At 41.4% G+C, this 25,449-nt stretch carries 22 protein-coding genes; 2 read left to right on the top strand and 20 right to left on the bottom strand.

The features are described 5' to 3' along the window. Nucleotides 1-26 precede the first annotated feature (26 nt). The 4 genes from msrB to mecA form a co-directional block, all read right to left on the bottom strand. Nucleotides 27-965, bottom strand: coding sequence for a peptide-methionine (R)-S-oxide reductase MsrB (gene msrB, locus M1F97_RS02045; protein ID WP_247944030.1), 939 nt, complete (start codon nt 963-965; stop codon nt 27-29). A gap of 101 nt (nt 966-1,066) precedes the next feature. After that, nucleotides 1,067-1,936 carry a homoserine kinase gene (gene thrB / locus M1F97_RS02040; protein WP_247944029.1) on the bottom strand — a complete coding sequence of 290 codons (870 nt, stop codon included), beginning with the start codon at nt 1,934-1,936 and terminating at the stop codon, nt 1,067-1,069. A gap of 1 nt (nt 1,937) precedes the next feature. Further along, the gene (locus M1F97_RS02035; protein ID WP_247944028.1) at nt 1,938-3,224 is read right to left on the bottom strand and encodes a homoserine dehydrogenase; all 1,287 of its coding nucleotides are present in this window, start codon (nt 3,222-3,224) and stop codon (nt 1,938-1,940) included. Between the two features lie 147 nt (nt 3,225-3,371). Beyond that, nucleotides 3,372-4,112 carry an adaptor protein MecA gene (mecA, locus tag M1F97_RS02030; protein WP_247944314.1) on the bottom strand — a complete coding sequence of 247 codons (741 nt, stop codon included), beginning with the start codon at nt 4,110-4,112 and terminating at the stop codon, nt 3,372-3,374. Between the two features lie 122 nt (nt 4,113-4,234). On the opposite strand from mecA, the gene M1F97_RS02025 reads away from it, so the two are divergent. Beyond that, nucleotides 4,235-5,713 (top strand): oligosaccharide flippase family protein, encoded by a 1,479-nt coding sequence (locus M1F97_RS02025; protein ID WP_247944027.1) that lies wholly within the window; start codon nt 4,235-4,237, stop codon nt 5,711-5,713. A 49-nt stretch (nt 5,714-5,762) separates the two neighbouring features. Here the strand turns inward: M1F97_RS02025 and M1F97_RS02020 are convergent, their stop codons facing one another. From M1F97_RS02020 to M1F97_RS01945, 16 genes are all read right to left on the bottom strand, one after another. Further along, nucleotides 5,763-8,288, bottom strand: a complete 2,526-nt coding sequence (locus tag M1F97_RS02020) for an MBL fold metallo-hydrolase (protein WP_247944026.1) — start codon at nt 8,286-8,288, stop codon at nt 5,763-5,765. Nucleotides 8,289-8,324: 36 nt separating this feature from the next. Further along, on the bottom strand, nt 8,325-9,137 hold the full coding sequence (locus tag M1F97_RS02015) for a LicD family protein (RefSeq protein ID WP_247944025.1): 813 nt from the start codon (nt 9,135-9,137) through the stop codon (nt 8,325-8,327). Nucleotides 9,138-9,194: 57 nt separating this feature from the next. After that, complete coding sequence (locus tag M1F97_RS02010) at nt 9,195-11,354, bottom strand: LicD family protein (RefSeq protein ID WP_169446259.1); 2,160 nt, start codon at nt 11,352-11,354, stop codon at nt 9,195-9,197. Between the two features lie 21 nt (nt 11,355-11,375). Further along, entirely contained in the window at nt 11,376-12,344 is a 969-nt protein-coding gene (locus M1F97_RS02005; RefSeq protein ID WP_247944024.1) for a glycosyltransferase family 2 protein, read from the bottom strand. Beyond that, nucleotides 12,341-13,177, bottom strand: coding sequence for a LicD family protein (locus tag M1F97_RS02000; RefSeq protein WP_247944023.1), 837 nt, complete (start codon nt 13,175-13,177; stop codon nt 12,341-12,343). The genes M1F97_RS02005 and M1F97_RS02000 overlap by 4 nt, the downstream gene beginning before the upstream one ends. Before the next feature lie 147 nt (nt 13,178-13,324). Further along, nucleotides 13,325-14,605, bottom strand: a complete 1,281-nt coding sequence (locus M1F97_RS01995) for an LCP family protein (protein ID WP_247944022.1) — start codon at nt 14,603-14,605, stop codon at nt 13,325-13,327. Continuing rightward, on the bottom strand, nt 14,602-15,450 hold the full coding sequence (gene pheA / locus M1F97_RS01990; RefSeq protein WP_247944021.1) for a prephenate dehydratase: 849 nt from the start codon (nt 15,448-15,450) through the stop codon (nt 14,602-14,604). The genes M1F97_RS01995 and pheA overlap by 4 nt, the downstream gene beginning before the upstream one ends. Continuing rightward, a complete protein-coding gene (locus M1F97_RS01985) occupies nt 15,447-15,923 on the bottom strand; it encodes a shikimate kinase (protein ID WP_247944020.1) in 477 nt (158 codons plus the stop codon). The genes pheA and M1F97_RS01985 overlap by 4 nt, the downstream gene beginning before the upstream one ends. Next, on the bottom strand, nt 15,916-17,199 hold the full coding sequence (gene aroA, locus M1F97_RS01980) for a 3-phosphoshikimate 1-carboxyvinyltransferase (RefSeq protein ID WP_247944019.1): 1,284 nt from the start codon (nt 17,197-17,199) through the stop codon (nt 15,916-15,918). Before aroA ends, M1F97_RS01985 begins: the two co-directional genes overlap by 8 nt. A 90-nt stretch (nt 17,200-17,289) precedes the next feature. Next, nucleotides 17,290-17,628, bottom strand: coding sequence for a YlbF/YmcA family competence regulator (locus tag M1F97_RS01975; protein ID WP_247944018.1), 339 nt, complete (start codon nt 17,626-17,628; stop codon nt 17,290-17,292). A 10-nt stretch (nt 17,629-17,638) separates the two neighbouring features. Next, complete coding sequence (locus M1F97_RS01970; protein WP_247944017.1) at nt 17,639-18,742, bottom strand: prephenate dehydrogenase; 1,104 nt, start codon at nt 18,740-18,742, stop codon at nt 17,639-17,641. 9 nt (nt 18,743-18,751) lie between these two features. Beyond that, nucleotides 18,752-19,918 (bottom strand): chorismate synthase, encoded by a 1,167-nt coding sequence (gene aroC / locus M1F97_RS01965; protein WP_247944016.1) that lies wholly within the window; start codon nt 19,916-19,918, stop codon nt 18,752-18,754. Nucleotides 19,919-19,927: 9 nt separating this feature from the next. Continuing rightward, on the bottom strand, nt 19,928-20,995 hold the full coding sequence (aroB, locus tag M1F97_RS01960) for a 3-dehydroquinate synthase (RefSeq protein WP_247944015.1): 1,068 nt from the start codon (nt 20,993-20,995) through the stop codon (nt 19,928-19,930). A gap of 18 nt (nt 20,996-21,013) precedes the next feature. After that, on the bottom strand, nt 21,014-21,868 hold the full coding sequence (locus tag M1F97_RS01955; protein WP_247944014.1) for a shikimate dehydrogenase: 855 nt from the start codon (nt 21,866-21,868) through the stop codon (nt 21,014-21,016). Continuing rightward, nucleotides 21,858-22,535, bottom strand: coding sequence for a type I 3-dehydroquinate dehydratase (gene aroD / locus M1F97_RS01950; RefSeq protein WP_247944013.1), 678 nt, complete (start codon nt 22,533-22,535; stop codon nt 21,858-21,860). Before aroD ends, M1F97_RS01955 begins: the two co-directional genes overlap by 11 nt. Next, nucleotides 22,532-23,695: a class I SAM-dependent rRNA methyltransferase gene (locus M1F97_RS01945; RefSeq protein WP_247944012.1), complete on the bottom strand. Its 1,164-nt coding sequence runs from the start codon at nt 23,693-23,695 to the stop codon at nt 22,532-22,534. Before M1F97_RS01945 ends, aroD begins: the two co-directional genes overlap by 4 nt. 271 nt (nt 23,696-23,966) lie before the next feature. On the opposite strand from M1F97_RS01945, the gene M1F97_RS01940 reads away from it, so the two are divergent. Continuing rightward, complete coding sequence (locus M1F97_RS01940) at nt 23,967-25,415, top strand: alpha-amylase (RefSeq protein ID WP_247944011.1); 1,449 nt, start codon at nt 23,967-23,969, stop codon at nt 25,413-25,415. Nucleotides 25,416-25,449: the final 34 nt, after the last annotated feature.

Raw genomic sequence — 25,449 nt, 5'->3', positions numbered from 1 at the left:
AGTGGGAAGCGCCCACCCTCTCTGTTTTATTTGTTTAAGTAAGGTAATAGATAGCCATATCCTGCTTCTTCCATCTCATCCTTGGCCACAAAGCGCAAGGAGACCGAATTGATACAGTAACGGAGGCCACCTAACTCCTGAGGTCCATCTGTGAAAACATGACCCAAGTGAGCATTTCCTGACCGAGAACGAACCTCGATTCGCTCCATTCCATGGCTCAGGTCTTTGTAATAATGAATCAATTCTTTGGAAATCGGACGACTAAAACTTGGCCAACCACAACCTGAAGCAAACTTATCCTTGGCGAAAAAGAGTGGTTCACCCGTCGTGATGTCTACATAAATTCCTTCTTCAAAGGTTTGATCATAGGCATTACTAAATGGCGCCTCTGTAGCAGCTTCTTGGGTGACACGATAGGACTCTTCAGATAAACTTTCCTTTAACACCTCTTGACTAGGTTTTTCATAGTTTGCTGCATCAATCAATGGCTTCTCAGCATCGGTCACATCGATATGACAGTAACCTGAAGGATTCTTCTTAAGATAGTCTTGATGGTAGTCTTCCGCCAGAATGTAGTGGCGAAGTTTCTCCACTTCTACTGCAATTTTTCGACCAAGCATGCGCTCCTGCTCCCGCACCACTGTGTAGATAGCTGGCAAGTCTGTTTCATCTTGGTAATAGATTCCAGTTCGATATTGACGACCACGGTCATTCCCTTGCTGATTGATAGATAAGGGATCAATGACTCGGAAATAATAAAGTAAAATTTCTCTAAGTGACACTGCCTTCTCATCGTAAATTACTTGAACCGTTTCTGCATGATCTGTTTCCTTGAGCAGCTGGTAATTGGTCGTTTCGACTTGCCCATTAGCGTAGCCAACACTGGTTGCTAGCACTCCAGAAATTCGGGAAAAATACTCCTCTAAACCCCAAAAACAACCACCTGCTAGATAAATTTCTGCCATCTTCGTTTCTCCTTTATCAAGTTTTTAACTAGACTTCTTTTCAAAAAAAGGACAGGAAGCAGCCCCCTAGTCGAGACTCTCCCCATCCTATCTGCTATTCTTTACTTTGTTTCGACACGGACACCTTGGGTATCAACCTTCAAATCATGAAGTTTGCCTTTGAAAGACTGCTTTTGCAATTCAGCTTTAATCTTGGGCATCTTGTCATGAGAAGCCAGAACCATAACTGTCGGACCAGCCCCAGAGAGATAGGTTGCATAGGCATCATTTTCTTTAGCCACTTGCTTAATCGTCGCAAATTCCCTCACCAGATCCTGACGGTAGCGCTCGTGGAAGAGGTCTCCCTCGATTGCTTGTCCAGCTGTCACCATGTCTCCTGCCAACAAGGCCGCAACAGCAACATTTGCGATAGAACTAGCTGCAACCGCTTCCTTGTAGGACAATTTTTTAGGCAAGACACCGCGGCTGTCTCGAGTACGCAATTCATAGTTTGGAATGTAGGCTAGGAAATCACACTCTGGGAAGTCTGCCACAATGGCTGAAACGTGCCCTTCAACGGAACTCGCAACAACAAGATTTCCATAGATAGCTGGTGCCACATTGTCAGGATGTCCTTCAATCTTAGTCGCCAGCTGCAATTTTTCGTGGTCAGATAAGTTGAGCTTACCTAATTGATTAGCCAGTTCAATCCCAGCAACGATAACAGAGCTGGAAGAACCCAAACCACGCGCTAGGGGAACATCACTGGTCATTTTCAAGCGTCTCGGTTGTAAGTCTGGCGCAATTTGCAAGGCAATTTTAAGCAAAAGATTACGCTCGTCATGTGGAATCCATTTGCCAATCTGGTGTTCAATCAACCACTCATCTCGTTCTTCACAGACCTCAATTTGAAGATACTTGGTTACAGCTACACCGACCGAATCAAAACCTGGCCCGATATTGGCACTTGTTGCAGGTACAATAATCTTCATCCTAGTCTCCTAACACCTTGAAGGTATTCAAGAGGTCAAATTCTGAAGCTTTGGCCAACTCAGCTGAAACATTCTCAAGTTGTGCTTTATTGATCTTATGTGTAATAATCACCACACGCGCCTTGTCACTCTCTTTGCCATCTTGGAGGATTTGCTTGAAGGAAATATCTTGAGCATTAAAGATTTCAGCCAGTTTCAAGACCTGACCTTTTGAGTCTGGTGCCAAGATTGAGAAATAGTAGTTTGCTTTGACATCTTCTGGATTAGCCAAGACCAAGTCACGATTATACTCGTTAAAGTCTTTGCCAATGGTACCATCATTCAAGCGACGAACAATACGGACAATATCCGCTACAACACTTGTTGCAGTTGGTTTTTGACCAGCACCTGGTCCGTAGTACATAGATTCTCCGATACCGATAGATTCTACAAAGACAGCGTTCATTACACCATTCACACTAGCAAGTGGGTGAGCTTTCGGTAGGAAGGTTGGCGTCACTTCTGCAGCAATCCCTGAAGGAGTTTCCTCGATAGAACCAACCAATTTTACAACATAGCCAAGGTCTTGGGCTACAGCTACGTCTTCTGGTGTGATGTTGCGGATTCCCTTGTGGGCTACATCGTCAAAGGCAACCTTCATACCAAAAGCAAATTGGCTCAAAATGACCATCTTGTAAGCTGCATCAATCCCATCTACGTCATTTGTAGGATCACTTTCTGCAAATCCTAGGCGTTGCGCTTCAGCCAGAGCATCGTCGTAAGACCAGCCTTCTTCGACCATTTTGGTCATCATAAAGTTAGAAGTTCCGTTCACCACGCCAAGGACACGAGTGATTTTATCAGAAGCCAGCGAATTTGCCAAAGTACGAAGAATTGGAATCCCACCAGCAACTGCCGCTTCGTAGTAAAGTGCCACATTGTGCTCTTTAGCGATTTCTAACAATTCTGCTCCATGGACAGCCAAAAGGTCCTTGTTTGCAGTAACAACGTGCTTCCCGGCTTCTAAGGCACGAGTGATAAAGGTCTTAGCAGGTTCGATACGCCCCATCAATTCTACTACAATCGTAATGTCTTGATCTGATAAAATATCATCTACATTGGTTACAAAGTTAAAGTCATTCCCTGCTGCAAGTAAGCGGTTCTTCTCATCTTCATCCTTAACCAATACCTTGGCTACTTCAATCTCAGAATGAGCTGACTGAACGATTTTTTCTCCATTTTCCTTTAGGAGGAATGGCACACCACTTGCAACGGTACCAAATCCAAGTAAAGCGATTTTAACTGTCATGTTTATCTCCTCGAAATTTTCTGATATAGCCATTATAACAGAATTTTGTGAAAATTCCTATTATGGTAAATCACTATTTCAGTCTAGAAAAGAAAAAACGAATCATCTGATTCGCCTTTCTTGATAAATGAAAATGATTTTCAAAATCTATGAACTAATCTTTTGCAGACCGATAACTGCATCGTGGTTGATCAAGATTTGCCCATATTCTTGTAAGACCGAACGACTGATATCACTGTCGTCTGCGAATTCACGCATACGAGCCAAGAGCCAGGCTGGGTATGGACTTGGATGATTTTCAATATCGACTAAAATTGTCAAATAATAGTGCCCATTCATCTTATAGAGTTCAGATGTTTCCATCTGGTAGTTAACCGTCTTTGCAAAAGCAACTAAGTCAGCAAGGCTTGTAAAACGCAGAATATAGTAGATATAAGGTTCTTTCTTGTTCTCCGTTTCCTTTTCTGTTTGCTCTTGCTCTTCTTCTTTAACTTCTACCTGTTCTAGAGACTGAATAGCTTCAATATCGTCCTTGGTCTTTTCTGCGATACTCTTTTCCAAGGTTTTGAGAAATTCGTCCGGCGACATTTGGGCCAACTCTTCCATGTCAGGTAGGTCCGCCAAATCTTCAAAATCTAGGTTCTGGTCAATCTTGGACTTGGTCACAAAGACATCGACCTTATCTGGTTTTGGCGTCACACGAAAACTCAGCATACCACTATCCAAGAAATTGTCGGGCATCTCTAACTCATCTAAAATAGCATAGAAAAACTCTTCGGTTTTTTCCTGAGGAACGAGAAAGTCTGCGATTTCCATTCCCCGATCCATCAAATCATCTAAAGTCATCGTGATTTTCAGTGTTGTATCACTAATTTGTTTCATCTTCATATCTAGTAACCTCATGCTTTCAGTCTATCTATTATACTAGATTTTTACGATTTTATCAAAAGAATGAAGCGAGAATGTGATATAATACTAGATATGATTTTAGATTTAAGAAAGAAAGTTCAATGAAAAATATAAAAGTAAATGCCTTGGCCAGCTTGCTGGTCAATATCCTCAATATCGTTTTTCCTCTGATAACCAACCCTTATCTGACGCGGATTCTCAGCAAATCCAACTACGGTTATTTTAATACCGCTAATACCTGGGCTAGCTTTGTTATTCCACTAGCTGCCTTTGGTATTTACAACTACGGGATTCGTGCTATCAGCAAGGTTAAGGACGACAAGAATAAAATCAACTATGTCTTTTCTAAGTTGTTTTATATCTCAGTTTTCACCTCTCTCCTGACGACTGGTATCTACTTCCTCTTTATCTTCTTTGACACCAGCATTGAGAACCTGAAAGTCCTTTACTACATCCTAGGAGCTCAGGCACTCTTCCAATTCCTCAATATCGAATGGATGAATGAGGCCTATGAAAACTATGCCTTTATCCTTTACAAGACATTGATTATTCGGATTACCATGCTGGTCGCCATCTTTTCCTTTGTCAAAACTGCTGATGATATTGTTCCCTACGCTATCGTCATGACTGCGACCACTATTCTCAACTACCTCCTTAGTTTTCTTTGGATCAAGAGAGAAGTTTCCTTTGTCAAAATTGGTTTCATCGAGTTAGCTAAGGCTTCTAAACCACTCTTTACTATGCTTCTCTTGGCAAATGCCAATATGCTTTATACCTTGCTAGATAGAATGTTTATCACCAAGGGACCAGATGAAAACTATATTTCTTATTATACAATTGCCTATAGCATCGTTATGCTGATTGCAGGTGTCTTAAGTGGAGCTATCAGTGTCAGCATTCCACGTCTCGGCTACTACCTCGGGAAAAAGGATTACAATTCTTATAATTATCTTGTAAATCAAGCGGCATCATTATTCTATTTTCTCATGATTCCAACTAGTTTTGGGATTATGATTTTGGGAAAGTACGCAACGGTTATCTACTCTTCTGAAAAGTATCTTGAGGCAGGTATCGTGACCAGCGTCTTCGCCTTTCGAACCATTATCTGGGCTATTGAATTGATTCTTGGTAAGCAAATTATCTTTATCAATGACCACGAGAACCGCTTGACTGCTTTCTACTTTGCTGGTGGTGGAGCAAATCTCCTCTTCAACTGTATCTTGTATATCAATAATATTTTTGCCCCTGAGTATTATATTACTACTACCATTATTGCGGAAGCCATCGTTGTTCTCTTAGAAATTCATTTTATTAGGAAACACCAACTAATCAATTTAAAAGAAATTTTTGTAACCTTAACACGTTATGGTCTCATATCCCTTGGATTTATCCCGATCTTCTATATTTTCAAGATGATTTTCCAAATCAATTCCTATGCAGTAAACTTCAATATGATTCTCATGGTTCTCTCTACCATAGCTACTTGTGGAATCTACTATCTCTTAACACTCTTTCTCACTAAGGATAAAACACTTCACTATGCACTGAACCTAGTATTAGCTAAGATCAAAAGAAACTAAAAGAACACCCTACTGATAAACGCTCGTTTATCAGTAGGGTGTTTCTTATTTATTCTTTTTCTTTCTTGTCAGAAGTATTGGCTTCTAGATTTGAATCTTGTTTTGGCTGTTCAGCAATAGAGGAATTAGCTTCTTGCTTCTTTTCTGACTGATCTACTTCACCATTTACAGCAGCAACAGCCTGTCTCCAAATGCCTTCCTCGTTTACCTTATAACCATCCGGTGTGGTGGCATTTTTCAACAAGGAACCATCTGTTTGGAAATAGTACCAATTACCGTCAAGCCGTTTCCAACCGGTCTGCATAGCTCCTGATTCATCAAAGTAATAATGATCACCATTTACTTTATGAAGGCCAACCAACATGATGCCATCTTCAGGATTGAGATAATACCAGATTCCTTTATCCTTTATCCAACCTGTTTTCATAGCTCCATTTGCTTCAAAGTAACGGTAATGATTATCAAACCATTTCCAGCCTATCTGCATGGCACCTGATGCACTAAAGTAATATTGCTTACCATCCACTTGATGGAGGCCAACCAACATGATACCTTCCTGATCTTCAAGATAATACCATGTTCCTTGATCCTTCAACCAACCAGTCTTCATAGCTCCTGAGTCAGCGTAGTAATGCCAGTGTTTATCAAGCCACTGCCAGCCTGTTTGCATGGCACCGCTGGTATTCAAATAGTAGCGCGTACCATTGATTTCTTGTTTCCCAGTCTGCATAATACCATCTTGATTTAGGTAATACCATTTCTCATTATCCTTAATCCAGCCAGTTTTCATAGCTCCTGAGTTCGCATAGTAATACCAATTGTTCTCTAGCCATTTCCAGCCTGTTTGCATTGCACCACTAGCGTTCAAATAGTAACGAGTACTGTTGATTTCTTGTTTTCCAGTGAGCATGATACCATCTTTATCCAGATAATACCAAGTATCCTGATCCTTGATCCAGCCTGTTTTCATAGCTCCTGAACTTGCAAAATAGTTCCAGTGACCATCAACAAAGGCCCAACCGGTTTGCATCACACCTTCTTGATTAAAGTAATATGTGCTTCCATTGATATTCTTTTTACCAATGGTCTTTAGCCCATCCTCATCATAGAAATACCAATCTGAATCAATCTTTTGCCAAGTTAAAGGTTTACCTGCTGTTTGGAGTGCACCACTTTCGCTAAAGAACATTTTCTTGCCATTAAAGACTTGATATCCTGTTAGCATCTTACCATCTTCTGCAAAGAGATATTTCTTCCCTCCAATTTCAGAAAGCTCACTAAATCGTCTAGCGCCATTTGATTGGATATAATACCAAGAGCCATCCAGCTTGAACCAACCGCCAGTTTGCATTTTACCATTTTGGTTCAAATAGTAGTCATTTCCCTTGGCATTTTCTCCCCAATCGTCATTAAGGTGAAGCCAGCGTCCTGCTTGCATTTGCCCTTTTCCATTAAAGAAGTAAGTGGCTCCGCCAATCTCTTTCCAACCGATAGCCATTTCCCCGTCAGCCAAGCGATATTTCCAGTAGCTACCTTCTTGATACCATTTTTCGTCAACTACAGGGATGTTCGGGAAGAGATTAGAAACATTGGCAAATCCGCTATCACTAATATCAAAAACGGTAGCATCTTGAGTTTGACTAGAAGCTCTGAGAACTTGAATATTTTTCTTTTGGAGATATTCTCTGGTTGAAGCAACATTAATATCACCACCAGTTGTCTGAATAATCATCTTTGGAGATAGGTTTTCAAGAAAATTAATCGTATTTGAAATTGTCGCATCATAATGATGATTCCATTTCATCATATCAACCTTGCCGATAACTGGGCCTAACTTATCTTCTGCCCCTTCGGCATTATCCAAATCTCCACCAAGGTAGATTCTCTTTCCTGCCACAGTCACCACTGAAACGATAGAGTTGGAGTTATCATCTAGAACTTTTTTCAGATTCCCCTCAGCATCATATTCATTCTTATAATTATAGAGTTGGATATCCATATCACCTAATTTAAAGTGACTATCCTCGTCTGTAATATTCTGAATAAGAGTAACTCCTCGTTTTTGAGCTGCTCTCAAAGCATTATCATAATTGAAAAGATTATCCCATAGTCCCCAGTTCGCTGTGATCCGATCATCTGAATATTTTTTCAAATAAAACTTATCAACTTGGTAACGATTAAGTATCTCATCTGCTCCGCCGATATGGTCACTATGTACATGGGTTCCCAAAATAAAATCTAATTTTTTAACACCAATCTGATCAAGATGGCGAATCAAACGGTCTTCCAAGACTTGATAATTTCTCATGGAAATTCCCCAGCGGCTTGGATAGCGTGGGTCACTTCCATCAGGAAAGTCATAATCTTCCCCCATATCAATCAAGGCATAATGACCATTGCTTTCCAGAAGGATAGCATCACTCCCGGATTTTGCTTTAGTATTTATGAAATGGATACGATTACCTGAACCAGCAGTAATGGTGTTCGCATCAACTTGTTGCGATAAACCAACCAACAAAAAAAGGAAAGCAAATAAACTATAACTGACTGATTTAACTAATCCTTTATTCTTCATTTTGAACACTCCTTTCTCGATGAAAACAATCTCTTACTAATCAATCCAATAATTCTTATCAGTTCCTGGAACCTGCTGTTCAACAGGTGGTGGAGTCATATAGTCTGATCCAAATTCGTAGACAAGAATTTCATGGTATTTTCTCGGAGCCTTCACTACGATGTTTTCGTATGGCATATCAATCAGATCATAGAGCCATTCTTTTTTGATTCCCTCTGGAAAGCTTGGATCAAATATCGTACAGGTAAGATCTGTAGCTTGATTTACACTATATTTCAAAGCAAGGTTCTCTAATTTTTGATTCCAAGTTTGTGGAGAGCTTAGACGGAAAATAGCTGATCCAATATAACGAGGCAGATTTTTTAGCCCCCCATTTTCTGATTTAATTCCTTTGAAATTCAAAGAAGAAAGGCGGACAAAATGTTTATAGAGCTTCATTTTCTTACAATCACTTTCCTCCGTCACGACACCATCGTATGGAAAAATGTCAACACAAGTTCCCAATACGACTGTCGGGTCCAGAAGATTGGCATCTCTACGTGTTCTAATATCATGGACACGCATATAACTGTACGGATAGCCTTTTGTTTCTCTAAATGAAATCAATTTGTAGTAGGGATGATTCTCATTTTTTAAAACCTTATAAAGCTTTTCAAATTCATCTCGCGCCAAAGAAATATCCGTATCATCATCCCAAGGGATAAATCCTTTATGGCGGACAGCTCCTAGTAAGGTTCCAAAATCAATAAAATATTTAATTTGATGCTGTTCACATAATTCATGTAGATACTTTAAAATATCCAACTCCACTTGTTTTATTTCTTCAAGACTTAAAACTCTCTCAGACATACGTTCTATTCTCCTAATTTTGACTAATTTTTTAAACGATTTTTAACTGCGATTTGCTTACTTAGAACTTTTAGTGATTTTCCACAGTTTGAAATCATGGTGAGATACTCTCTGTTCAAGAGGGGGCAATTGCATGTAATCTCCATAGTCAGAGGTCAAAATTTCATGGTAGTGTTTTGGAATCATAAATTCCTTGCCTTCAAACGTTCCCACAATCACTTGTTCTAACCACTCACGTTTCCAAACTGGCTTATTCATATCCTTGTAAATCAAATAGTCAACTTGCTCGTAGTCAGCAACTGCTCTAGATTTAGCAAGCTCATCAATTTGCTCAACATACTTATTCGTATTTGTGAAATAGAAAATGACAACAGAAATATAACGAATCAAAGAATTCAGTAGACTTTTCGTGTTGGTAATTCCTTTAAAAGTGTAACAACTTAATTGACGTTTCTTTATCAGTTTCGTCATTTTATTTTTAAAGTCCGCATCATCTTCATAACCATCTACAGGGAAAATATCCACATAGATTCCCATATTGGAATCAATTCGTACATCTTCTTCTAGCAAGTAGGTATGGTTATCCTGCACTTTCATAAAAGGATAGACATAGTTGAGATTATTTTTATGAGACATGACCTCGTAACGCTCATCAGGGTTAGCGATAAGGTAATCTTGCAACTTTTCATAATCTTCTCTTAGCATGCAGATGTCCATGTCATCATCCCAAGGAATAAAACCTTTATGGCGAACCGCACCAATTAGACTTCCATATGCTAGGAAATACTTGACACCAATTTTCTGACAAACCTCATGAATGTACTCCATGATTCCAAGTTCCATCTGTTGAATTTCATTGACATCTGTTACTTCTTGGTACCGAACTCCTTCATCTCGTTTGCAGACTACGAGTCCATAGCCAATCGCTAGCCAGAAGATGATATTAATAAAGTTGGTTGAATACATAATCTGACTTTCAAATAATTGACCAAACAAGATACCGAAGAAAAGAATCATGATCAATTTATCAGTATTTTTCTTGGAAACAATCAAATACGTTAAAAAGCGCTTGATGACATAAGCCAGTATAAGAAGGAAGGATACCAAGCCTAGAACTCCTGAACTGACAAATATGGTCACAAGAATGTTATGGAAATTCCCACCGATAAGGGAGTTTTGAATCTCAAATTTACTGAAATATTCTGTGTAATAATCTGGGACATTCCGTACACCGTAACCAAAAATTGGTTTGGCACTTCCCATCTTGATGGCATTTTTCCAGATATAGGTCCTACCACTTGGTGTTGTTTCAATTAGATGGAGTTCACCATTCTTCTTGGTAACAGACGAATCTGTCTCAGCGTAGGACTGTCCTTTATTTAAGTCAAAAACAGTCGCAGTTTCAGATGAGATATAAATTGAAGTTGCATAGCTTAATCCAATGTTGGTAGCAGTAACCAGCGAACTAGCAACAATAAAAGTAAGAAATCGTTTAATGAGACTTCCTCTAGTAGCAAAGAAACTATAAAGCCCAATCATGAGGAGTAAAGAAAGTAAGGCTCCTCGACTTTGCATAGTAGCAAAGTATACTAATTGAATCACATTGTTCAGTTTAAGATATACAGAATATTTACTTCCTTTATGGATCAGATACATAGCCAAAATAATGCTAATGTATGAAAATATCGCACTAGCATTAGGATTGACAATCCCCCACAGACGTCCATTCATAACACCATAGTAATAAGATTGTTCGCCAATCTTAAATAGGATAAGGACTCTACTTACCAATAAACCAAACGCAAAAATTGCTGAAGAAAAAGATACAATTTGAACCGTATAGGCAATCCAGTCAAATAATTTTTTAAGTTGCCCCGATTGTAACATGGTAAATAATAAAACATAGGTTACCATGAAAAGGATTTCAATCACATTTCCAATCAAATGTCCAGAGCGATTGAATACTGCCGATAGCAGATGACTCCCAGATAACAAGCCAAATAAGACCAAAAACTTTCGATCTACTGTAATCTGTTTCCACTTAAACAACAATGTGTAGCAAATATAAAGTACAACAATCGCTGACAATCCCTTATAGATTGGATTTGCTACCTTATAAACCAGTGAACTCATACTTAAAATCGAAATAAAAACAAATAGATATGCAATCCATAGTTTTGATTTTTCAAAGTATTCATCCATTTTTGAAAAATTCATTTTCAACTCCTTCTCATGATATTAGTTTTTTAATCCAACAATTTTCTTATATAGCCATGGAGAAATGACAAGTGAAAGGATCGCTACCTTGCGAAATGTAGTAAAATAAGCATCCTTCCATATTTCGCGTCGGTGCTGAACAATCCAAGTCCTCAGCTCGGCTTTCTCCTTTTGATACTCTTCAGATGAAGTAAAGATGATTTTATCGTAAACTGTGATGTACGACCAACATTCTCTATTTTTCAATTCAGGTTTTAAATCAGGAAAAGCTTGTGATACTTGAGCAATTATGTGCTTATAAACTTCTATCGTGTCAAACACATGCTGATTAACAGATGTTGTTGCACTTCCCTCACGATGATCATAATAATAAATTGGTTTGTCAATAAATACGCTACTACATCTTGTCTTTAGTAGCAATTCAGTTAAAAATAAGGCATCTTCAGCTAGGTGATAATTTGTATTAAACTTTTCATCCGCAAGCAGGTCTCTCTTAAACAGTTTTGCGACTGGAAAAAATGAAGTTCTAGTAGTCATCAGTAGTTCCTTCATGGTTTCTTCTGTTGACCAGAGTTCTGTTTTTCCAGAATGTGAAGGTAGGTCTGTTACAATGCCGTTTTTGATATGGTGCAGAGGAGCAATTACAAAGCCTACATTCACCCCTTCAACTGCACTTGCTAAAGTAGCTAGGTAATCCTGGGTAACGAAATCATCGCTATCAATAAAGGTAACCCAAGAACCCGTCGCTAGCTGAATTCCCATATTTCTAGCATTTGAAACACCAGCATTTCCGATATGATAAACCTTGATATTCTCATACTGAGATGCTAAGTGATCACAGATCTGTCCGCTGGAATCAGTAGAACCATCGTTGATTAGGATTAACTCAAAATGGGTATAAGTCTGTTGAAGAATCGACTCCACACATCGCTCCAGATAGGCTTCTACATTGTAGACTGGAACTATAACGCTTATTTTTTCTCCCATCATGCTCCGTATTCTCCCTTGTACTCTGTGTAGCTCTTGTCCATGTCTGCTATAATAGCATCATGATGCGGTACTTGCTTGTCTGCTGGTGGCGGTGTCATATAGTCCCCAAAAGCAGTGCTGAGATAGGCATCATAACCGACTGGAATGGGCATCTCAGTCCCTTCAAATGGCAAGAAGAGATTATCTTCAAAGGATGCGATTGGGTACTTGTTTCTCATGTAGCCAGGACCTGAGCATAATTCCGTGATTCCATCGCTCTCAGCCAGACTATACTTGGTCATTTCTTTTTCAGCTTTTTTCCAAATGCGATAACGTAGAGATTTAGGAGTCAAACCGAGTAAAATACGACTTCCCCATTTCATGACTGCACCATGCTTTTCTGGGATAGTTTGCGCACAGAAAAGGGAATAAATCAAGGCCCAGCGAACCTGTTTCTTACGCTCAGCTGGATTTTTAGGATAATAATCCAAAGGCAAAACGTCCAAGGCCAAACCGTGTGGCAAATCCAAATCCTGCTGATAAGGCTTGATACAGGTCGTTTCCTTATCACGAATGGTAATAAAAAGGTTACGGTCTACAAAATCCTTGTGACTCTTTGACAAGAAATAACGCTTATCTGCATAACGAGGCCATAGTTCGGCTAACTTTTCATAGTCCTTGCGAGGCATGAAAAAATCTAGGTCATCATCCCAAGGAATGAAGCCCTTGTTGCGAAGGGCACCAATCGCTCCTCCACCACAGAGATAGCACAACAAATTATGTTCTTTGCAAAATGCGACGAAATATTCAGCCATTTCCAGACTACGAGCCTGAATCGCTTTCAAATCACTCATGTCTCTCCTCTTCTGTCCAATAACGAGTTATATCGTTTTATTATACCATAAAAAAGCCTTAAAAATCCATCAGATACCGTAAAAAATCAAAGCCCAATCCACCATTTTTACTGGTGAATGAAGCTTTGATTTTTATTTATCTATCTCTTATCTCATTCCCATTTGGGCGAGTTTAGTCCGGTATTTGTTCTGGTCGACAAGTAGACCTTGTCCTCCGTAGACATCATAAGCGTCTACCCAATCGCCAAGTTCTGGCACCGTCAACCTTTCAATACCATTCTGTGCGCCTTCGATAACTGACAAACCATTGGTCAATAAGAAGCTATACGGTAGATTGGTTGAAGTCATTCCAAAGACCTTTCCAAGCGCCTCTGAACCTGTAAAGAGTTTAGTCGGGTCTTTAATTTGCTCAAGAACAGCTGACATGACCTGCTGTTGACGTTTGGTACGTCCGTAGTCTCCTTCATCATCATCACGGAAGCGAGCATAGTTCAGCAAGGTAGACCCATTCATCTGCTGTTTCCCAACTTTGATGGTTTGAGTTGGCGACTCTGTTTCTGTTGCATGAAGATCATCTCCAACTGTAGCTTCTGTCAGAGGCTGACCATTCAATGTTGAGAATTGAGCATCGATGGTCACCCCATCAGGAAATAGAGTATCAATGGCAGTTGCAAAGGCCTGAAAATCCACTAGAGCATAATACTTAATGTCCAAATCAAAGTTATCTTTTAAAACCTTGCGAACCATTTCTGCTCCTTTTTGTTCCTCCTGCTCCCCAAGTTCATAGGCTACGTTGAGTTTGTTATCCCTCTGCTTCTTTCCATTCACAATCTGGCTGTAGCTATCAATATAGACTAGGTTGTCACGCATGAAGCTGACTAGCTTGATCTTCTTATCCGAACCACTAACATTCAACACCATAATCGTGTCTGTGCGAGTTTCTGCACTGTTTTGACCAATACGGCCATCTGTCCCCATGATTAGGATGTTCACCCCGTCTTTAGTATCTTGACCATTAAAAACTTCAACCTGAGCTGCCCGTGCATTGGAAGGATTTTTGGCAGAATTTGTGGACTGGAAACCTCGAAGAAACATAAAAATCATGCCCGCAGCTACACAGGTTATTAGCAATAAAAGCCAAATTAGAACTCGTTTAAAAAATCTTCTTGGTTTCTTCTTTTTCACTTTTGGAAGAGAGGGAATTTTCTGATGTCTATTCGAGCGACTTTGGTTGGAATATTGTGGAATCCCAATGTCCTTCCCTAGATTTTTTCCCCTTTCAACTTCATTAGAGGAAAATCCACCGTCCATTTTTCTTTTTAAATAGTCAAATTCTCTCTTTTCTCTGTCATTTAGGTAGTGAATATTCTTAAAAAGATAGTCATAGCGTAACTGCTCATGATGACTTAAAGGGCTTTCTTTGCTCATAGGCTCTCCTTTCCTAAATCCCTAATGGTGAAAATAGGGTAGATTCCCAGTATCTTGTACTGGATCCCAATTGTTTCAAGTTCTTGTTTGGCAAAATGAACCAGCTCTTTGGCACTATAATCCACATCTATGATGAAAAAGTACTCACCAAGTGCCGTTTTGAGGGGACGACTTTCTATCTTGGTTAAGTCAATACCTCGCCAAGCGAAGGTTGAAAGAGCCTTGTAGAGGGCACCTGGAAGGTTGTCCGGTAAGGTTAAGGCCAAACTCATTTTTTCAGTTTGTGATCGCAAAGGGATAGTGGGAATCTCAGACCCTAAAACCCAAAAACGCGTGAAATTGGCTTCCATTTCTTGGATATCTTCTGCTATCAATTCCAAACCATACTCAGCAGCGGAGTTTCTAGGGGCAATAGCTGCAAAAGGCTGGTCTGGATGTTCAGCTATGAAGCGAGCTGCATAGGCTGTACTTGCCGTCACTTCAAGCTGGGCTTCTGGATAATGCTCCTCTATGAATTTCTTTCCTTGAGCCAGAGCTTGTGGGTGTGAAAAAATCTTTTCAATCTTAGTATGACCAGGAACTGCCATCAGTTGCTGATGAATGGGTTGTACTATTTCTGCAACAGCCTGAATGTTCGCCTGATGAAAAAGATAGTCCAAGCTTTCATGCACACTTCCCTCAATGGAGTTTTCAACTGGCACCACCGAATAGTTCACCAATCCTTGTTCATAGGCCTTAATAACATCTGTGATGTTGGCAAAGGCTTGTAATTCCTCATCAGGAAAAGCAGTCTGCACGACGTGGTGCGAAAAAGATCCCTTAGGACCTAGATAGGCAATTCTCATCTCAGTTCCTCTATAATTTCCTCTGGGCTTAGCTTGGTCACATCCAAAACTCGACTGGCTACTTCCTCATACCAAGCCTGTCTTTCTTGAAAAATCTCTCGCAACTCTTCCTTGCTGTTGTTGAGAAAAAGCGGCCGTTGATTGTCCTTATCAGCTGCGATACGTTGGTAAAGAGTTTCAAAGTCTGCTTTCAGATAGATATTATCAGGATTTTGCTTGAGCAAGTCACGATTTCTCTGAGAAATAACAACGCCTCCACCAGTTGACACAACTCGGTCCGTTTTTAGTAAATCCGCTAAAACTTCTGACTCCACCTGACGAAAGGCCACTTCTCCTTTTTCTTCGAAAAAATTCACAATAGACATACCTAAGCGTTCCTCAATTAAGGCATCCATATCGAGGTAGTCTGGGTCTAAACCTCTTGCGATTGTGGATTTCCCAGCCCCCATAAACCCGAGTAATACCTTAGCCATGAATCAAAGTCTCCAAATCATCAAAGAAGCTAGGATAACTGGTATTGATGGCTTCAGCACGTTCCAGCTCGACTTCTCCGTCCCTTACTAGAAGAGCAGCAATGGCTGACATCATGCCGATACGGTGGTCACCGAAAGTATTGACTCTAGCACCATGAAGGGATGATTTCCCCTTGATAATCATTCCATCTGCCGTAGGTGTGATTTCCGCGCCCATGCTATTTAAGGCGTCAGCCACCACCTGAATACGGTCAGTTTCCTTGACCTTGAGTTCCTCAGCATCCTTAATAACTGTGACACCTTGTGCTTGGGTCGCTAAAAGGGCAATAATGGGCAATTCATCAATCAAACGTGGAATCAAGGCTCCCCCAATTTCTGTTCCTTTCAAGTCAGAAGACTCGACAGTTAGGGTTGCAGATTTTGCGACTGGGTCGATTTCAGTTATTTCTAGTTTTCCACCCATGGCACGAATGACATCAATAATACCAGTACGCGTTTCATTGATGCCCACATTCTTCAGCACAACACGAGAATCTGGAACAATCAAACCAGCAACTAACCAAAAGGCGGCACTGGAAATATCTCCTGGAACGATAACTTTTTGTCCTGTTAGCTTTTGCGGTCCTTGAACTGTGATTTTCTTTCCGTCCACATTTAAATGGCCACCAAATTGCTGTAGCATATCTTCTGTATGGTTACGAGTGCATTCTTTCTCGATAATAACTGACTGACCCTGAGCCTGCAAGGCAGCAAATATCAAGGCAGACTTGACTTGGGCAGAGGCGATTGGCAACTCATAGTGAATTGGTGTTAGTTTTTTAGTACCTTTCAAGTGAAGAGGAGGCAGGTCTCGCTCTGTTTGCCCTGAAATGCTGACACCCATCTTTTTCAGTGGAAGGGTCACACGGTCCATAGGACGTTTGGATAGACTGTCGTCTCCGAACATCTCTACTTCAAAATCAGCTCCAGCAAGTACACCTGAAATCAGACGAATCGAGGTGCCAGAATTTCCCATATCCAAGGCGTTCTGCGGAGCTTTAAGGCCATCCATCCCCACACCTTGAATCGTAATCACATCGTCTTTATCCTCAATCTCTACACCAAGGTCACGAAAAACCTGCATGGTTGAGAGCACGTCCTCACCACGCAAAATATCATAAACCTTGGTCTCACCTTCAGCTAAACTTCCAAAGATAATCGAACGATGGCTGATAGACTTGTCACCTGGAACTTGGATACTGCCATGTAAGTGGCGAATGTCTGTTTTTAGTTTCATAGTTGACCTCATACTTGCAATACTTTTTCTTATTTTATCACAAAAAAGCCAGAAATTCCTGAAATTTCTGGCTTTTATACAGATAAAATACTATTTCAATAATTCTGAAACAGGTTCAAAGACTATTTTTTCAATGTCTGAAAGGTAAATCGATAATTGTTGCTGCTTGACAAAGAAATCTGACAAAAGAGCGTTTTCTTGGATTTGCTTGCTGAAGGACTGCATCTTCTCTTGGAAAGAAGCATCTGGCATTTGTCCAGTTTGCGCCATGACTTGGATTTCTTGCTGGAAGGCGAGGTAGTCTGCAAAAATCTTGCCAGCTTGTTCATCTGCTTGGATGGCATCTTTGGCTGCCTTGACAGCCTTGTATTCTGGTAATTCGCGTAATCCTCGACTGAGTTCGTTTGCACTATCGTAAATATTTGACATGATTTTCTCCTTATTTGATGACGACTGTGTAGTCCGTATTTTCTGAAATTAAGCGCTCAGCTCGTTCCAGATCCTGAGCATTTTTAAAGGAAATTTGTAGAATCCCATGAACATCCTCACGGTTTTCCTCGTTAATGTGGATGTTGACCAAGGAAGTTCCTCGTAGCAATTCCAAAATCCGCAAGATGACATCTTCTTCATCGGGAACGTCGACATAGAGGTCATAAGAACTATCCACACCACCACATTTATGGATTTCCATGGCCTGACGTTGTTCACGCGCTTGGTTGAAAAAGTTCCAAATCTGCTCTTCTTCCCCCTTGCTAATAGCCTGACCAATCTCATCTAAGCGTTCCTTGAAATCCTCAATCCGCTCTAGGATGGTCTCGCGATTGGACAAGAGAATAGAAGTCCACATACCTGGCTCGCTTTCCGCAATTCGAGTCATATCTCGAAATCCTCCCGCCGCAAAGCGCCTTGCCATCTCATGTTCTTGAGCATAGATTGCTGTCTGCTCCATCAGACTGGAAGCCAGAATATGTGGGAAATGGCTAATCTGAGAAGTCACCCGATCATGCTCCTTGGCATCAATCTCGATAAAACGAGCATGAAGGCCTGAAAGCAAGTCCTTCATTTCCTCAAGTGTGTCAGGACTTGTCAGGCTCGAAGGTGTGAAGATATAATAGGCATTTTCAAAGAGATTAACATCTGAAGAGGCGGCTCCTGTCTTGTGGCTACCAGCCATGGGATGGGCCCCAACAAAGCGAACAGGCTTGCCAGCCAAATACTGCTCCGCTGTATCCACAATGGCTGACTTGGTCGAGCCAGCATCCGAGATAATGACGCCTTCTTTCAAGTCTAAGTTTGCCAGCTCCTTAATAAAAGCAATGGTCTGTTTGATTGGTAAGGTCAGGATGATGACATCTGCTAGGGGAGCGAAACTGGCAAAATCATCCGTCGCACGGTCAATCATCCCCCGCTCCAAGGCAATGTCTCTCGAAGCCTGACTGCGATTATAACCCAAAATTTCATAATCCGGATGATCGCGCCTGATACCGAGCGCCATCGAGGCACCAATCAAACCGAGACCTGCGATATAGATGGTTTTTGCCATAGAGACTCCTTAATAGTTCTTTGTATACTCACGGTGTTTGGCTACCGCTTCTTTTAATTCCTCTAGGTTGTCCGATGAAAATTTTTCAAGGATTTCTTGTGCCAGAACTGTTGCCACAACAGCTTCCATGACCACACCTGCTGCTGGAAGAGCGGTCGGATCACTTCTTTCCACAGTTGCCTTGTAAGGTTCGTGAGTTTCGATATCCACACTCATCAATGGTTTGTAGAGAGTGGGAATGGGTTTCATGACACCTCGAACAACGATGGGTTGCCCATTGGTCATACCACCTTCAAAACCGCCCAGATTGTTAGTACGACGAGTATAGCCGTCTTCTTTAGACCAGAGAATTTCATCCATGACTTGGCTGCCTTTACGGTAACCAGCTTCAAAGCCGAGACCAAATTCCACCCCTTTAAAGGCATTAATAGAAACAACTGCTTGGGCCAATCGCGCATCCAATTTTCTGTCCCATTGAACATAGGATCCAAGGCCAACTGGAACGCCTCCGACGACTGTCTCCACAACCCCACCGATAGTATCACCGTCACGCTTGATTTGGTCAATATAATCCTTGATTTCTTGTTCTCGTTCTTGGTTGACAATAGAAACTTCAGACTGGGCAGCTCGTTCCCTAATCTCCGTAACCGTCAGATTTTCAGGTACATCGATTTCCTTGCCACCAAAAACTACGACATGATTACCAATCTCCATATCCAGCTCAGCTAAGAGACGTTTAGCTACTGCTCCAACTGCCACCCGCATAGTTGTTTCACGAGCTGATGAACGTTCCAAGGAATTTCGCAAATCATCAAAACGGTACTTGATCCCCCCAACCAAATCGGCGTGACCTGGACGTGGATGGGTGATTTTTCGCTTGCTTTTAAGGCGGTCTTCAATGTCCTCGGCAGACATGATATCCAGCCATTTTTGGTGGTCTTTGTTGATGACATCCATGGTAATGGGAGTCCCTGTCGTCTTCCCGTGGCGAACGCCCGAAGTAAAGACAACCTGGTCACTCTCAATCTTCATACGCCCACCACGACCATAGCCACCCTGACGGCGTTTAAGATCCCCATTGATGTCCTCTGCTGTCAAAGGAAGTCCAGCGGGAATTCCTTCGATAATAGCCGTCAGACGGGGACCGTGTGATTCTCCTGCAGTTAAATATCTCATACACTCTCCTTATTTTACCAAGTAGTCTCTCATCTCTTCCAGAGAAACTGGGTGAATGGTCGCTGAACCGAGCTCTGGCACCAAAACCAATTTCAAGGTATTGCCACGTGCTTTCTTATCATGAGTCAAAGCTTGATAAAGTTTATCAACATCCCAGTTTTCATAGTCAACAGGCAAACCAAATTTCTGACACATAGCTGTGATGGACTGGGTTATGCCAATCGGCATAAGGCCTTTTCCCTCAGCAACCTTGGAAATCTGCACCATGCCCATAGCCACAGCCTCACCATGCATGACTTTGCCATAACCGGCCGTTGCTTCAATGGCATGGCCAATAGTGTGGCCAAAATTGAGGTAAAGGCGAACACCGTTATCCAACTCATCCTCAACCACCATCTTGCGCTTAACCTGACAAGAATGTTCAATCAAAGTCTCTGCATGTTCCAGTATACTCTCAACAGAACCATCTAGCTCCGTCAAGATTTTCCAAAGTTCTGGATCCTCAATCAAGCCGTACTTGATAACCTCACCCATCCCTTCAATCAACTCTCTTTTTCCAAGAGTTTCAAGGACAAAAGGGTCAATCAGAACCCCATCTGGTTGGGCAAAAGTCCCCACCATATTCTTAGCAAATGGAGTATTGACACCCGTCTTTCCACCGATAGAAGAATCAACCTGAGCTGTCAAACTAGTCGGAATCTGAACAAAGTGAATGCCTCGCATATAGGTAGAGGCCACAAAGCCAGCTAGGTCCCCAACGACACCACCACCAAGAGCCACGATCCCATCGCTACGAGTCAACCCCTGCTTGACTAGAAATTCATAGACTTTCTGTACAGTGGTTAAATTCTTTCTTTCTTCGCCTTCTAAGAAGTCAAAAACAGCTACCTGAAAACCAGCATCTTCTAGGCTGAGTTTAACCTTCTCTGCATAGAGAGAGGCTACATGGTTATCTGTCACAATGACTATCTTTTGAGGTTGCCAGAGTTCTCGCAACCATTGACCAGCCTGGGCCAGACAACCTTTTTCAATCTGAATATCATAGGGATGATGTGGAATATCGATTCTGATTTTCATAGTAGGGTCTCCTTTTCACTATTTATATTTTTCTGTTAAGGACTGCCAAATCTCGTCTGTCGGCATTTCTTTACCTGTCCACAGTTGAAAAGCTTCAGCAGCTTGATAGAGCAACATTCCCAGACCATTGATAGCTGGATTGCCCTGACTTCTAGCCCATTTCAAAAATGGCGTCTCAAAGGGTTGGTAAATAATATCTGCGACCAAGAGAGTCTCTGGCAAATTGATGCTTTCTGGAACTGGAGATGATTTGCCATCCATGCCCACACTGGTGGCATTGACTAGCAGGTCTGACTCAGCAATCCTTGATTGCAGTTCAGAAAGATCCTCTAAAGCATACAAGTCCACCTTAAATCCTATTTGCTCCTGTAACTTGTCTAGATAAGGTCTTGTTTTTTCCATGGAAACTGAACGCACAAAGACAGAAATCTGACTGACCCCGTCCAAAATGGCTTGTGCCAAGATTGATTTGGCCGCACCACCTGCTCCCAGAATGGTCATTTTTTTACCTGAAATTGTAAAAGAAGGCAAGCTCTTAAAGAATCCCTTGCCATCTGTATTATATCCAATTAACGTTCCGTCTTGATTGACAACTGTGTTGACCGCCCCAATCAAACGAGCCTCATCACTCAACTTATCCAAATAAGGAATCACTTGTTCCTTATAAGGCATGGAAAGATTGATCCCAAACATCTGGTAACGCCGAATATTGGCTACTGTTTCTGCCAAGTCAACCGCTTCAATTTCCCAAGCCACATAGACACCATTGGTAGCTGTCGCCTCAAAGGCCCTATTGTGGATGAAGGGTGAAATAGAGTGTTTGATGGGATTTGCAACAACTGCAGCTAAACGTGTATAGCCATCAAGCTTCATCCAAAATCTCCCTGATTTTCTTCATGTTTGATAGAGAAATCTGACCTGGGGCACTCGCTTCATCTAGACTAGCAAATGACCAACTTGAACCCGTCACATCTGAAGTGATACGCGATACTTTGCCCATTTTCCCCATGGAAATGGTCACGTACTCTTGTTCAGGATTGAGTGTTTTAAATCCTCGTGTGTAGTTCATCAGGTCTAAAACATCCTGCTCCGTATGGGCCATAACTGATACCTTGACCACTTTCGGAGAGAGACTGGTCAACTCAGACAAAATCTCCATCATGTTTTCAGGTGTCTCTTGGAAATTATGGTAACTCAAAACGAGATTTGGAAAATCCAACATTTCCTCAAAAACGTCCTTGTAGCTGAAATACTCGAAATCTACATAATCCGGCTGATAGAGCTGAGTAACTTCCTTGATGATTTGAACATACTCTTCTGAGGAAAGTTCGATTTCTCCTCCCTCAGCGCGAGTCCGAAGGGTAAAGACAAGTTCGCGTCCTGCAAATTTCTCAAAGATAGCAGGTGCTACCTGTAAAATAGCGTCCTTTGTAAGAAAGTCCGCGCGCCACTCAATGATATCGGCATCTTCATACCTAGTGGCATCCAGTTCTTGCGCTTCTTCTAAACTTTTTGGCATTACTGAAACGATTAATTTCATCTACTAACCTTCATACTAATCACCTTGAGGTAATTACTGCTTTCATCTTTTTTATTATAGGCAAAGTCTGCTGGAAGACCATATTGGTTTAAGATCTGATATTTTCTTCCTGCAAAACCTTTATCAATTTGTTCTGTAAATTTCTGGCGGGAAACATTGGCAGCATTGGTACTAGCAATGATAATGCCTCCCGGATTTAAAATCTCTAGACTTTGGGAAATCAACTTGTGATAGTCCTTAGCTACAGAGAAAGTTTGTTTTTTATTTCGAGCAAAGCTCGGCGGATCAAGGACAATCACATCATAGATCAAGCCTTTTCGCTTGGCATACTTGAAGTACTCAAAGACGTCCATAACGATAAAACGGTGATTGTCCGTGCTGAGTCCATTTGCCTGAAAATGAGCTTCTGATAACTCTCTCGACCGTTTGGCCAAGTCAACAGAAGTCGTCTCACTCGCGCCTCCCATAGCTGCAGCAACTGAAAAGGCCGCCGTATAGGAAAACATATTGAGCAAGGATTTGCCCATGGCTAGACCGTCAACCAGACTCCCACGAACCTCATGCTGGTCTAGGAAAATCCCTGTCATCAAGCCATCATTCATAAAGACTTGATAGAGCACGCCATTCTCAAGAACAGTAAAATAATCTGGCGCTTCCTCACCATAAACATAGGCAGACTCATAGTCTAGACCTTTAAAACGAATCTTTTCATAAGCCCCAAAGACCTCAGGAAAAACTTCCTTAAAAGCCTTTACTATCAGCTCACGAATCTGGTAAACATAGGAGTTGTACCAAGAAAAAACCACATAATCTCCGTATAGATCAATAGTCAGACCACCAAAACCATCCCCCTCTTGGTTAAAAAGGCGAAAGGCAGTAGTCAAGTCATCTTGATAATAAGGCTTTCTAGCTTCCTTGGCCTTACGAAACAGAATTTCAAAAAAGGTTTGGTTGAAACCAACCTTTTCCTTGCTGACCAACCAGCCAATGCCCTTGTTCTGCTGAGAAAGATAGGCGCTCCCTAAAAACTTTCCGTCTTGACTAAGAACTTCTACTGCCTGATCCGTCAGTTCAATATCTGTTAAATCACTCGCTTCCAAAAGAACTAGACCCTTAGCTAGCTTTTTTTCAACACGTCTGCTGACCCTAATTCTATTCATAGCTACTATTATAGCAAATTTTGTGACAATTCTCAAAAAAGAAACCGTTTAACCATCTGTACTTTAGTTTATTAAGTGTCATTTTTGTTAAAAAAGTTTAATCATATCATTCTTTGTCCTAAGAACACTTTTCCCAGCAATAGAGAGAGGGGGAGCAATCTATAAAAATAGACAATTCTAGAAAGGAGTATAGAATCTTGCGCAAACGTTTGCCTAGTTCTAAACTTTATGGTAGAATAAAACACAACATTGATAAGCAAGAGGAAAAACAATGCAAAATCAGACACTTATGCAATACTTTGAATGGTATCTGCCCCACGACGGGCAACACTGGACGCGTCTGGCTGAAGATGCTCAACACCTAGCAAATCTTGGTATCAGTCATGTCTGGATGCCCCCTGCCTTTAAGGCGACCAATGAAAAAGATGTGGGATATGGTGTTTATGATCTTTTTGATCTAGGTGAATTTCACCAAAAAGGGACTGTCCGTACCAAGTATGGTTTTAAGGAAGATTATCTCCAAACGATTCAGACACTCAAGGAGCATGGAATCCAACCAATGGCTGACATCGTTCTCAATCACAAGGCTGCAGCAGATCATATGGAAGCCTTTCAGGTTATTGAAGTGGATCCTGAGGATCGTACCGTTCAACTAAGCGAGCCCTTTACTATCAATGGCTGGACTCACTTTACTTTCGATGGTCGCCAAAACACCTACAATGACTTCCACTGGCACTGGTACCACTTCACAGGTACAGACTACGATGCCAAGCGCCGTAAGTCTGGCATTTACCTGATCCAGGGGGACAATAAAGGTTGGGCAAACGAGGAATTGGTCGATAACGAAAACGGTAACTACGACTACCTCATGTATGCTGACCTAGACTTTAAGCATCCTGAAGTCATCCAAAATATCTATGACTGGGCTGACTGGTTCATGGAAACGACTGGTGTGGCTGGTTTCCGTTTGGATGCCGTTAAGCACATCGACTCCTTCTTTATGGGCAATTTCATCCGTGATATGAAGGAAAAATACGGTCAAGATTTCTATGTTTTTGGGGAATTTTGGAATCCAGACAAGGAAGCCAATCTAGACTATCTTGAGAAAACAGAAGAACGTTTTGACCTTGTCGATGTTCGCCTCCACCAAAACCTCTTTGAAGCTAGTCAGGCTGGAGCAAGCTACGACCTTCGTACTATCTTTACTGATAGCTTGGTTGAACTCAAGCCTGACAAGGCTGTCACTTTCGTTGACAACCATGATACTCAACGAGGACAAGCCCTTGAGTCTACTGTTGAAGAATGGTTCAAGCCAGCAGCCTATGCCCTTATTCTATTACGCCAAGATGGACTTCCATGTGTCTTTTACGGAGATTATTACGGTATTTCAGGGCAATTTGCTCAACAAGATTTCAGAGAAGTTCTTGACCGTCTCCTAGCCATCCGAAAAGATTTAGCCTATGGAGAGCAAACAGACTACTTTGACGATGCCAACTGCATCGGATGGGTTCGTTCAGGCGCTGAACATCAATCCCCAATCGCTGTCCTTATCTCCAATGACCAAGAAAACAGCAAGTCTATGTTTGTCGGGCAAGAATGGGCTGACCAAACCTTTGTTGACCTCCTTGAAAATCACCCAGCACAAGTTACGATCAATGCTGAAGGTTATGGAGAATTTCCAGTATCATCGAGTTCAGTCAGTGTCTGGGCAGCAAAATAAACCTATCCGTTGCAAGCCAGATCCAACCGGATTT

The sequence above is a fragment of the Streptococcus oralis genome, from assembly GCF_023110435.1.
In the GTDB taxonomy this organism is placed as follows: domain Bacteria; phylum Bacillota; class Bacilli; order Lactobacillales; family Streptococcaceae; genus Streptococcus; species Streptococcus oralis_CF.
The sequence above is the reverse complement of the archived record's forward strand: the minus strand, read 5'-3'. Positions and strand labels throughout refer to the sequence as shown.